An 11,940-nucleotide genomic window follows, 5' to 3' on the forward strand; every position below is an offset into this window, starting at 1 on the left:
TGTCCGAACGGACGGGACCACCTCAATGAGACCGATCTGATCCGCACCCGTGTGACGAAGATGATCGACCACGAGATGCAGGATGACCCTTATGCGAAGGAAGCGTTTTCGGCCCTGCTGCGCAAGGTCATCGCGGAAGCGGAAAGCCTGTTCGACCATCCGCTCAAGCAGTTCATGCTGTTCCAGGAGTTTGAGCAACAGGTAGCCAACCGCAAGCTGGAGAACATCCCCTCTGTTTTTGACGGCCATCGCCACGCGCAGGCCTATTATGGCGTATTTCTGAAAACGCTGGCTGCCATCTTCAACCATAAGCAGACGGATGATGAGAACCAGCGCTGGATTGATCTGGCGTTTGAGATCGACACCATTGTGGACAAGGCCGTGCGGGAGAATTCGCTGAGCCGTGCGGATATGGAAAAAACTGTCCGTCAGCAGCTTCTGGGGCTGCTTCACAATGTTGGAAAGCAGGTGGGGTTCGGGACCGACAAGGCTCTGGATATCGTTGAACAGGTCGTTCAGATCATGCGGGCTGGTCCGGCTGATACCCTGCGCGGCTGAGCATGGAAGAAACTCCCACTCGCGTCCTGACCTATGGGGGTGAGCAGATCTGCGTGAACCTGATCCTCCGTGCGCGTCCCGGCACGACGCTGCGGATCAAGGTACATCCAGACCTGACTGTGCAGGCTGTCATCCCTGACGGCACGACAGAGGCTGATCTGGACAAGGCGCTCCGGCAGAAGACCCGCTGGATCTGGCAGAAATTGCGGGACTTCCGGGTGGTGCAGGAACATGCCACGCCGCGTGCCTATGTCAGTGGGGAAAGCCACTTCTATCTGGGACGGCGGCATCTGCTGAAGGTGCAGCATCAGCCTGATGCGCCAGAGACCGTGCGGATGCTGCGCGGGCGGCTGGAGGTGTCCGTGCAGGAACGCCACGCCTTGCGGATCAAGAAGCTGCTGGAACTGTGGTATTTTGCGCGGGCGCAGGACGTGTTTCGGACACGTCTGGACGCTCTTCTCCCAACAACATTGTGGGTCAGCACGTCCCCAGCCCTGAAACTTCAGGTGATGCAGACCCAATGGGGAAACTGCTCACCGGGCGGGACCATCACGCTGAACCCTCATCTGGTCAAAGCTCCGCGTGACTGCATTGATTACGTGCTCCTGCATGAGTTGTGCCACCTGAAGGAGCACAATCATGGACCTGCCTTCTGGGGACTTCTGGAACGTGTCATGCCGGACTGGGAGCGGCATAAGGCACGACTGGACGGGATGGCGGAAATGATGCTGCAAAAATAGTGCGCTTTGACCGCTATGGGGGGAAGCGGAATGTCAGTTCTCGGACAAAATCTTAGAAAAGCGGACTATCCGGTTTCGTTGGCCCCACACTCGAGCCAGAATTATTACTTGTAAATTACACCATATACACTAATTTAATACAATAATACTTTTATTATTGCAAATTAACTAATCATTAATTGGCCACCAATAAGTTGATCCGTAAATTTTTATATTATCTTTTTGGGTCCAACTATATTGTTTCCACATTGACTTCCCTGATGCTAATTTCTCGGAATTGCGGAGTTTGTTATACGCATCTGCTGTGATCCATGTTCGGGGTTCTAGATCAAGATCGGTAAGCTTCGCCGCGTAATTTGCGGCCCGTCCTACCCAAACGAGATCGTTCCCACCTCTTACACCTGTCCTTGCGGCTCGGATGGAGCTGGTATCTATCCCAACAACTTGCTTGATCTTATAATTCTGAGAAGGATATTGCGAAGCAAGAGCTGGATTAATAATCTTATGAACTGCATAATTTATTTTCAAGGCAGCCCTAACGGCAGGGCACGTTTGTGACTCTCCTACCCATATTCCCATAATTCGATCGCCATCATACGAAGTGATAGCACCGCCTTCAGAACGAACAATCTTTGCGGCGCAAAGGAGGAATGTCTTGTAAATCTCAGCTGAGAACCACCAATTTTTACTGTCTACCAGTGCCGTCGAGCCAGCCAAGTCCGCGTATAGAATAGTTGCTCTGTCAAACTCAACCGCGTCATTGCTCAGCTTGAGATCCTCAGGCTCAGGGACATTTCTTCCTTTTCTGGTAGTCCACTGATCCCTAAAGATAGCCGCCACACCATCATTGAGTTCTTTCTTAAGCCCCATAATGTCCTCTAATTATTTGGTCCGAGCGCCACAATATGATTGCGTAACTGATTGCATGCAGGAGCTATAAGAGCTGCGGCATCGGAACCTTCTTCAAATCTGTAAGTGATTGTTGTTATGCCTGCGAGATCACTAGGAAGTTTTATTTTGCTTTCGCGTGGTTCCATTAAGATAGCCCGTTGGCGACCAAGCCTCCCCATGAACAAACCAAGTTCAAAGACAACATTGTCGCGTGAAGAGGGCCATTCTTGTCCCCGAAATATCGTGAGATCATCAGCATGAGCAACAGCAATAGCAAAGTCTGAACTATCGACCTGCTCCTCTAAGCTCTGCAACGGATAGTGACTAATTTTGAACACTCCATCTGTCCAGAGTGTCGTCAAAAAATTATCATGCTCAAATGCTGTTTGCACCGCTCTGGCGATCGGCAACGCCTCAGTCGAGCAAATCAGAAATACCTTTATTTTCTCCCGTGCTCCGCTAACCAGTTTGTTTCGTTCCAAAAGTCTCCGGGACAGTTCTCGCGCAATAAGCCTATAAATTTCTGGGTAGCGAGTGGCTATATCTGTGAAGTCGTGTTCGCTAAGCTCAGCAACAATTGTATCTTCCTTGGCGATAACAGTGGCGGAACGCCTATGGGCTGGTTCGATTGCCGCCATTTCTCCGACGTGATTTCCAGCCCCGCGTAAAGCAACTGGATAACCATTAACGAAAATTTCTACCGATCCCGAAAGAATAAAATATATGCTGTTGTCATGTCCATTTTGTTCGATCAACGTTTCACCAGAAGAAAACTCCCGAATAGTTGATTTTTCTGCGACTTCCGTAGAAATTAGAGAATTACCCTGCACCATTCTCTGCAGGTTAAGCAAATCTTTCTTCAGCCTGTGCCCACTATCGCCCTGAAATCGATTTAACATGCAAATTCCATGTGATAAATATTCAAATAAGGGAATCTATTTTCCTGTCTGATACCATATTCTATGAATGACAACAGGCAACCATCAAGCCAATACGTTACTAGGATTGGCCAGAGACTGACCGGTTTTGGGATAAAAAGCAACCTGCTTGGACGCCTGATTGGAGGGCGAAAGCAGTGTGTCCGCTTAGTGCGCGACAAGCAGACAGGCGGGTTCCGTCCTCATGTTAGCCATTCAGCGTGATTCAGCGTTTACCGGACAGCGGACATTATTTGTTCAATCCGTTATGTCAGCAGGCGCTTTCAAACGCTGTTAACTTTATGGCTTCTCTAAAGCTTTGATAGCCGAAATCACTTCAGATCCAAGCTGGCGGGTATTTCTCTTATTTCCTGTATTGTTGAAAAGACTGACACTCAGTGATGTGGCTAGTTCACGCAAAGCTGGCTTTGTGATCCTCTCGGGAATACCGTCTTTCTCCACTTGGATTGTGCCGCTTTCATATTCGATTACTTTGTAAGCTCCATAGGAAGCTTCCCTGACAACACCCTGATCATGTATGGGCACGGAGACTTTTTGTTGACGTGGGGAGTAAGTATAGACGCCTTCTCCTTCACGGCATAAGAGACGGAAATCAGATGATGACATATCAGCGACCTCCTCGATTGATATGTCATCATCATCAAAATTCAATCGTAGAACGACGACACGGTGAACAACGTCGAAAGTGTTTCTGTTAAATCTAACGTGTTGGATAGACGTGATAGTTTTGACGGATATCTCTTCGCCTTCAGCTGAAACAACATCGTAGCCCTTTTGATTGACTTCCGGTGCCATTTGGCCACGGGTTTTCATGGCGACGTACAGTTCGCCAATTCGGCCGGTTAGGTGTCGCAATTCGGCAGGATTGACTCCCCATTGGATTTCCTTTTCAAGCCAGCCCAAAGCATCCCCAAGTGAACGAATAACCTGTATCTGAGAGAGAGCCATCAGAACCTTTGCGTCCAATCTAAAAATTATATCTGATAAGTTTAGCTGGTGATGCAGAGCCAAGGAATACCGAACCGCGCCTACATTGATAGAAATCTCCGCTTTCAAGTGGCACTTGGCTCAAGGCTCGCACATCGTCCCTTGATCCATCTTTCTGGTCAGGAATGCGGAACCAGACAGGCGGCAGACGCCCTCAAGGCAGACATCAAAGTGGTAATGGCAGTTGCCCGAAAGCCGACATTGTCAGGCGAGCCGTGATAGACCAAGTTTGGGACTTTCTTGCCGTTTTCGAACGAGCCACTTTACGGCAGCATGTGCTGGTAACCGTCGTTACACGCCAGGTCGGCGGTAGGCACTGTATCTTGGATAGGGTCATCGAATATTTATTAAAAATTGCTCTCAGGATGTGAGTTAAGACAAAAAATGACGCACTTTTTACAGGCCTTACTTACAGACTATGACGACTCGCTGTCATCCGATTCATACATCGATCCGATGGGGTTGCTTATAATCTGGTCAGCATTTGGAAGGCAGGTGTTCCGAAACCGGATAAATTCGGTTTCCAACGATGTGCGCAATTTCACGCTGAACCTTTTTCACCATTACCTTGTCAAGAAGCTGATTGAAGATGATGATGCCGTTCTTAATAACGCACTTCAGCGCCTGTACCAGAACAAGGATGGCTTGAATTTCAAGCAAGCCTCCCTAATTTTCCTCGAAAACGTGTTTGTGTTTTCAATCCTGCGGTATGAAGCATCATTAGTGGATGTGGATCCGGCAGGAATACTTGGCATCTCGAACGCGCGGCGGCGTTGGATGAACGAAAAGCACCGCTCTGCGCTCATCTTCACACATGAGCCTGCCGGGCAAATCTTGGTCCGGCAACTCAGCCTCGGCGTCAGCGGCCGCTATAAAACCCCGCTAATGGAAATTGGCTTCTTCGACGGCAATTATCACTATCATAAGCCCGCTTATCAAGGTCGATGGGCGGAAGCCGAAAAACTCATAGCCGGTAGACCAAACAGCTTACTCGGCAAGGCCGCCTATGAGGCATATAAATTCCTCAAGGCATGCGTCTCCCGACCAATTCAAGGCGGCAAGCTCCAGTTTGACGATGTCCCGACAAAGCTGACCGAGGCGTACGCCCGTGCATTTGCGTCGCCTCAGGTGGTCGGACGTTATGCCAAGACATTTTGGCTAGGCCAGACGGAGCTGGACCAAGGTGCGGCCGGAGCACTTTTTCACGTTCTCGAAGACACCGAAGATCTTACACCGCAAGAGGTGATTGAGCGGGCACTTGAGCATGGTCTACCGTCCAGCGAAAAAGCCAAGCTCGAGCAGATTGTCCAGCTCGAGCCTTTCTTGGCCGACTGCTCGCTGCTATTCACGCTGATGGCATCCCGGTGAACTCAATCAACCAGTGACGTCGCGGACGCTTGGGCAAAATTCGGCCGAGATGCGATGCGTTTGCCCCAGGCGGCCAAGGCGGTTGCTGAGTACCCGAACCTCCCCGCCATCAAAGGCACTGCAGCGGCGGCGCGCCTGAGGCAGCTTGTAGCAGCCGCAAACGCGGGCAGTCTCGACGATCAAATGCGGGCGTTGGCGATTTACCACAGCAGGGTGATGCAATCGCGTGGTCAGGTTTCCTGGCTCAATGTCGGCAGCGACGGCACCATCAAGGTCCACGCGCGAACTGTCTCGCTGCCCAAGCCTGAAAGCCGCCCCCCTGGCTCATGGCATAACAACTACTACCTTCCCCAGTTCAGGAACTTCGTGAATGGCTTGCGCGGAGCGGGCGCATGAAGCTCCTGGAAGAGTTGAAACGCAGGGTGACCAGCATGCGGCCTCTACGGCGAGCATGGTTCACCACCTTCAACCTGGACATAGAATTCCTCGAGACGTTTGTCCTGCCCGCAACGATCGGTGCCGAGCCGCCGCGAAATCGTATCGAGTTCGAGCAGCTTCAGCAGGAGCTCACGGACAAAGGCACTGACTTCAGGGTGTTCTGCGATCCGCGATTTATCGATACCAATCGTATTAAGCGCACCTGCATTCCGGTTCATGCCATTCGCCCTGATCGCTTGTCCGGCCGTTTCGGCGAACGGAGTCTTTTCCATCCCAAAGTCATCTATCTTGAGGACGTTGATGGCCGACGGATGATCGGCGCGGGTAGCGCCAATCTGACGCTGTCCGGATGGGGGCACAATCTGGAAGCTTTCACATTTCGTGAGATCAAAAGTCTCGCCAACTACCGAGAAATTCGCCAATTCTTTGGCGCACTCTGCGACGCAGCTGACATTCCTGAACATACTAAGCTCGTTCAGCGTCGGGGGCTTTCGCGCGAGCCTGAGAACTGGCGTTTTGTCCATAGTTTTCAGGCCAAACCATTCGCTGCGCAATTGCTCAATGGCGCGTCCGAACCAGACATCGTTGTCTGGTCGCCGTATCTGCCTCGCGACCTTGCCGGCTTCATCGGCAAACTGCAAACCTCGACGGCAATCGACAGCCTGCGCGTCCATTTGGTACCCGACCGGATCCAAAACAAATTCCTTAGAACAGAGTGGAGCGAGGAATTGGGCCAGCTTATCCAAAATGGCCAACTCACGTTCTATGAAAGTCCGGTCGAGCGAGACCCAAGAGCCGAATTGTGTCACGCCAAGATCTGGAAGATCGGCAAACATCTAGCCGTCGGTTCCTGGAACTTCACTGGCCCGGGCTGCAACAACCTGTGCGATGATAAAGGAAAGTGGAGCCCGGAGAACAACGTTGAAGCTGGTCTTATTATTGACGACGCAAACGACTGGCGGCTCGCGCATGGCAACAGGCTCCGCCTGGGCGCGGATGATTGCGCACCGGCTGAACTCCTTGCCGAAGAGGCTCTTGATCCGCCCGACTTGCCGCCTTTCGATCTGCATGTAACCTTCGATTGGCATGCTCAGGCCTATGCATTTTCAGGCGTATGGCTGGCGAAAGGGGCACATGACGGATACTCCCTGCGCCTACCCGGCGTCCAGGCACCCGTGCCGTTGAAGTGGAACCGCAGCGATGAGCCCGTGCAACCTGCTCGACTTCGCATTGATGACAGCGCTCTCTTGCGAGATCGGGTGTTTCGGGTCCATCAGGATGGAAACGAGGTTCATCGCGGACTTGTCTACGAAAAGAACCTCGAATTTCGGAGGGCCCAGACTTTCAACAGCCTGAAAGACTTGCTGGATGCGTTCATTCTTGGCGACGATCCAGGATCGTTAACAGACCTTCCACTTCGAGGCCCAGATGACAGCGACAGCTTTCCAGATGACACTCCGGGTCAGCCTGATGGGGGCTCAGAACTGCTGGGTCGCGAGATATCCGAACATAGCTCCATCAGCTATTTCCGCCTCTTCAAGTCCATGCATGATTACCGCGCCAGGTACTCTGCAGCCAAATTGGACAAGCTGGAGCAGCTGGAGAAACTGGTATTCGTAGCACCTGGCTGCCTGCTCGAGCTTGTCGAGAAGACGCGCGACGCGCTCCAACTCCACGAGCGCCCGGTGTTCAACTGGTTTCTTGCAAATGAAGTCGCGGCTATCGGCAAAGAGGTTCAATGGCTGCGTCGAAAGCTTGCCCGCGACGCTAGAGACCACGAACCGGGCTATTCACCTGCGCCGAAATCCCGCTGGGATAGCCTGGCGATCTCGCTCCCCGATCCGCCGAGCGACGTCGCAACCGAATATGTCGCACTTGTCAGGAGTCAATCTGACTATGAATGAGAATTGGCGGCGTTTGAAGCCGACAGATGTTGCGAAGTGGATCAACTTCGGCGGGGTCAAAGGCAAATGGACCTATTCACCAGACCAGCCTGTAGACATGGCTGCGCTTCAAACTGAAGGCGTCGCCCACTTGTGGAACGTGCTTTCAAGAAACCCTGTTGCGCTGCTGGCCGATGAAGTCGGGATGGGGAAAACATTCGAGGCGCTGGGTGTTGCCGCTCTGCTATGGAGACGGAAACCCGATGCGAAGATCCTCGTGATCGCGCCGAACCGCGACATCTGTGCGCATTGGCAGCGGGAATTTTCGGCCTTTACTAGGGATATTTACCTCAAGGCCGATGACTTCGTGAAGGCGAAGAACGACGGCAAGCCTGCCCCCCCCTTCGGTATCCATTATCGCTTGCATGAACTGACCGAGGCGATCGAGCAACGGTCAGAGCACGATACGCCGGCCCAATTCTACATCACGACGATTCACGCGCTCAGCGGCCTTGTCGATAGCTCTAATGAATCCACAGACAAGACCGCTGCCGCGCGCAGGGCGGCTCGAGAACTGCACAGGCGAATTATGGCCGCCAGCGAAGGGGCAGGCTTCGATCTTATGATCGTCGACGAGGCGCATTATTTTCGCAACCGCCGTGGCGGGTCGCAGCGGGTCGCGGCTGCAGAAGAATTTTTCGGCAAGCCGGAAAAGCCCATTGCGCAGCGCACCTTGCTCCTGACCGCAACGCCCAGCCATACCCGGCTTGGCGACGTCGCAAGCATCCTCGGCTATTTCCTTCACAGGTCTGCCTTGGAGGAAAAGACCGTCGATGAACTAATGCGTAAATACGCCCTTCGCCGTTTTCGCCGCATGGAAGGCCAGGGCATCAGCTACACCAAGCACCAATACCGCCGTGAAATCGCTACTCCATGCCAGTTTGGGGACAGCTCCCAGGACGAGATGTTCTTCGCGCTCTACCAAAAGCTACTCATCAAAAGGGGAGTTGTGAACGAGGAAAAGCGGCGCGCGCTGTACGGCTACCTTGAGGGCTTTGAATCTGCCGGCCACGTCGAAGGAGCACAGGAGGAAACACAAGGTGGCGCGGAGGAAGACGAGCGCTCAAAGGACTTCAGAGCTGCAGCAGATACCAAGCTCCTGCAGGACATGAGTAGCGACTTTCGCCGCCTGTTTGGCACCGCTCCTGATCACCCGAAGTACGACGGCATCGTCAAAATCTGTGCGCCGCAAAATCTGTTTGAGATGCCGCAAGAGCGCCATCTGCATGAAGATAAGCATCTCGTCTTCGTGCGCCGGATACCGTCGGTTCGTGAGCTGACGAAACGCATCAACGAGCGATACGATGATTTGCTGGCGCAGCACATTGCCGACGCCCTAGGCTGGGATGAAGAGACCTATCGCCGCTGGAAAGGCAGCAACTGGTCACGCGAGGCTTTCAATGAGATTGCCAAGTCAGGTGATAGCCGGGATCCAGATAGCGATGACGACCCGATAGACGAAGCAGAAGGTGCAGGCGAAAGCGCCGACGAGCACGACTATCTGCGATCAAGGATTGCCGACCTGTTCGTGACGAAAAAAGCCTCGGACGGCAGGCCGCCCGCGCCCCCGACCGATTGCTCTCGTTTCAGCCTGAGCCTTCGCAAGACAACCAGCATCTTCTCTATGTTGCTGGAGCCCGCACCCGACTACCTGGCAGGAGCCTACCCTTGGTATTATCACTTTATCCAAGGAGGGAAACAGCGCATGGACTTTGCGAAGGCTGCGCAAATGCTGCGCATGGAAGCCTGGAGTAAGTCTCCCCGCGAGACATTGGACAATTTACGACCCCACGATGCCGATCAGCGTGACTACGATGAACCGCTCGAAACGATCTGGTCAGTCGTATTCCATCATCTCCCGGAATCAGAAAAAGCCACACTTTCTCGCTGGGCGACTGCTTCCCCCCGCATCGCCGAGAACTTTGCTAACTATCTAAAGGCCGGATTTCTCTTCGCCAGCCCCGTGATAGTGGAGCTTTACGGTTGGCATGCAACGTTCGACAAAGGTCTTTCGGGAGAAAAGAAACACAGCAACGTTCAACGTCGCTACCGTAAATTCGTGGATTACGTGCGCCAGAGAATTGAGAGTTCTTTACTGCTGAAATACTTCACATCCGCTCTCCGAACCTTTGAGCAACTCTGCACGAAAATTATCGATCATGAAGTCGATGCATGGGACAAGGGTTGGCGTACACTCACCACGCTTTCAAGTCCTGCCTGGTATGCCAGTGGCGAGTCCAGCCACCGCCAACACCTGATCCTGGGATTCAATAGTCCATTCTATCCCAACACCCTTATCGCGACATCGGTTTTCCAAGAGGGTGTGAACCTGCATCTGCAGTGCCGGAAGGTTCATCATTACGGAATTGCATGGACCCCGGGAGATAATGAACAACGCGTGGGCCGCGTCGACCGCCTTTTTGGTAAGGTGAACAGCTTGCTGCGAGAGCATGGCCCCGGTGAGGGCGCTCTCGAGATAAACTACCCCTATCTCAAGGACAGTTTTGACGAGGATCAGATTGGCTCATTTATCGAGCGAAAGTATGAGGTAGAAGAAAAGATGGACCGCTGCGAGCAGGGCGCGTTCGACAAAGAAATCCGCTTGATGCGATCTGGCTGGGAGGCATTCCTTAGAACCCCCACGCAAAATGAAACGCTATCCGACCCCTATCCTGCCGTGTTTACCAAGGATTGATCTACTCGCTGCGATCGACCGATCATACCCCCCTCATCTTCCAATGCCTTCAGCCGTTTGGCCTCGGATACCTCACGGTCACCATAGCGGCTCTTCCATTTGTAAAACGTCGCGTCACCGATCCCGTGTTTGCGGCAAAGATGAGAGATCTTCAGCCCGGATCCCTGTTCCTTCACCACCACTATGAGTTGCTATTCCGTAAAACGACTGCGTTTCATCCGTCCGTATCCTTCTCGATCGGACGCTACTTTTAAATACTTACATTTCCGGGAGGTACGTCAGCTGGTATGAAATAACGGCGGCTTTGGCCCATTTGATTATGATCTTTAGGCGGCGCGCTGCTGGTGACCTGGTTGGGTCCAGATGTCCTGTCAGCCAGAGCTTCCGGGCCGCCCGTCCGATACAGATCGCACCAGCGGTGAAAGGTTGAACACGGGATACCAATCTTGCCGAGAACCTGAACTGCCCCGGGTTTACCGGAGAGCGATTTGTTCAGTAATCAGGCAGCGATATCAAGCCCGCTCTGATCTTCATAGAAGGCGCGTTCGGCTTCGGCGGGCGGCCTGTATTCGATTGGCGCCAGCAGGCGTCGGTTGTTATACCAGTCCACCCATCTGAGGGTTTCCCATTCGACCTGCGCCATGGATTTCCATGGCCCCAGATGATGGATGACCTCGGCCTTGTATAAACCGTTGATGGTCTCCGCCAGTGCATTGTCGTAGCTGTCACCAACCGTGCCGACTGAGGCGTCTATGTCAGCCAGCGCCAGGCGTTCGGTATATCGGATCGACAGATATTGTGATCCACGGTCCGAATGATGGATCAGCGCCTTGTTTCCCGCAGGCTTTCGTTGCCAGAGGGCCTGTTCAAGGGCGTCGAGCACGAACTGGGTGGTCATGGAAGTCGAGACTTTCCAGCCCACGATCCTGCGGGCGAACACATCAATGACGAACGCCACATAGACCATGCCATTCCAGGTCTGGACATAGGTAAAGTCCGAGACCCAGAGCTGGTTGGGGCTCTCGGCCCGGAACTGCCGGTTGACCCTGTCATCGGGACAGGGGCGCGCCGTATCCGGACGGGTCGTGATGACCTTCCGGCCCCGGATTACACCCTTCAGACCCATCTTGCGCATCAGACGCTCAACAGTGCAGCGCGCAACCTGCCGCCCTTCACGCTGCAGGCTGTGCCAGACCTTGCGCGCACCATAAACAGCACGGTTGTCCTGCCAGATCCGGCGGATATGTTCCATCAACTCCCTATCACGCCGGGCACGCGGGCTGGCCCTGGCCGGATCTCTTGCCATGACCGCCTGCTGGTAAAACGTGGACGGGGCAATCGGCAGAACGCGACAGATTGGCTCGACGCGGAAATCTCACAGA

8 protein-coding genes and 3 pseudogenes are annotated in these 11,940 nt (G+C 53.3%); 6 read left to right on the forward strand and 5 right to left on the reverse strand.

Features of this window, described 5'->3' with window-relative positions; genetic code table 11:
• Both AD928_RS01960 and AD928_RS01965 read left to right on the forward strand, forming a co-directional pair.
• Positions 1-558 (forward strand): annotated as a pseudogene (locus tag AD928_RS01960) (type I restriction endonuclease subunit R); the annotation flags it as partial.
• A gap of 2 nt (positions 559-560) precedes the next feature.
• Positions 561-1,298 (forward strand): M48 family metallopeptidase, encoded by a 738-nt coding sequence (locus AD928_RS01965; protein WP_062247810.1) that lies wholly within the window; start codon positions 561-563, stop codon positions 1,296-1,298.
• Between the two features lie 168 nt (positions 1,299-1,466).
• Here the strand turns inward: AD928_RS01965 and AD928_RS01970 are convergent, their stop codons facing one another.
• From AD928_RS01970 to AD928_RS01980, 3 genes are all read right to left on the reverse strand, one after another.
• Positions 1,467-2,168, reverse strand: coding sequence for an adenylate/guanylate cyclase domain-containing protein (locus AD928_RS01970; RefSeq protein ID WP_062247814.1), 702 nt, complete (start codon positions 2,166-2,168; stop codon positions 1,467-1,469).
• 8 nt (positions 2,169-2,176) lie between these two features.
• Complete coding sequence (locus AD928_RS01975; protein ID WP_053324161.1) at positions 2,177-3,088, reverse strand: TIR domain-containing protein; 912 nt, start codon at positions 3,086-3,088, stop codon at positions 2,177-2,179.
• Positions 3,089-3,406: 318 nt separating this feature from the next.
• Entirely contained in the window at positions 3,407-4,075 is a 669-nt protein-coding gene (locus AD928_RS01980; RefSeq protein ID WP_209436636.1) for a DUF6998 domain-containing protein, read from the reverse strand.
• A 423-nt stretch (positions 4,076-4,498) separates the two neighbouring features.
• Between AD928_RS01980 and AD928_RS01985 the strand changes: the two genes are divergently transcribed.
• The 4 genes from AD928_RS01985 to AD928_RS01995 are packed head-to-tail and all read left to right on the forward strand — an operon-like array spanning position 4,499 to position 10,558.
• Positions 4,499-5,482, forward strand: a complete 984-nt coding sequence (locus AD928_RS01985) for a hypothetical protein (RefSeq protein WP_209436637.1) — start codon at positions 4,499-4,501, stop codon at positions 5,480-5,482.
• Between the two features lie 54 nt (positions 5,483-5,536).
• Entirely contained in the window at positions 5,537-5,878 is a 342-nt protein-coding gene (locus AD928_RS15040; RefSeq protein WP_209436638.1) for a hypothetical protein, read from the forward strand.
• The gene (locus AD928_RS01990; RefSeq protein WP_062247816.1) at positions 5,875-7,824 is read left to right on the forward strand and encodes a phospholipase D-like domain-containing protein; all 1,950 of its coding nucleotides are present in this window, start codon (positions 5,875-5,877) and stop codon (positions 7,822-7,824) included. The genes AD928_RS15040 and AD928_RS01990 overlap by 4 nt, the downstream gene beginning before the upstream one ends.
• A complete protein-coding gene (locus AD928_RS01995; protein WP_062247818.1) occupies positions 7,817-10,558 on the forward strand; it encodes a DEAD/DEAH box helicase family protein in 2,742 nt (913 codons plus the stop codon). Before AD928_RS01990 ends, AD928_RS01995 begins: the two co-directional genes overlap by 8 nt.
• 20 nt (positions 10,559-10,578) lie before the next feature.
• On the opposite strand, the pseudogene AD928_RS14340 reads toward AD928_RS01995, so the two are convergent.
• Positions 10,579-10,743: pseudogene (locus tag AD928_RS14340) on the reverse strand (transposase); the annotation flags it as partial.
• 314 nt (positions 10,744-11,057) lie between these two features.
• Positions 11,058-11,930: pseudogene (locus AD928_RS02000) on the reverse strand (IS3 family transposase); the annotation flags it as partial.
• Positions 11,931-11,940: the final 10 nt, after the last annotated feature.

The sequence above is a fragment of the Acetobacter cerevisiae genome, from assembly GCF_001580535.1.
In the GTDB taxonomy this organism is placed as follows: domain Bacteria; phylum Pseudomonadota; class Alphaproteobacteria; order Acetobacterales; family Acetobacteraceae; genus Acetobacter; species Acetobacter cerevisiae.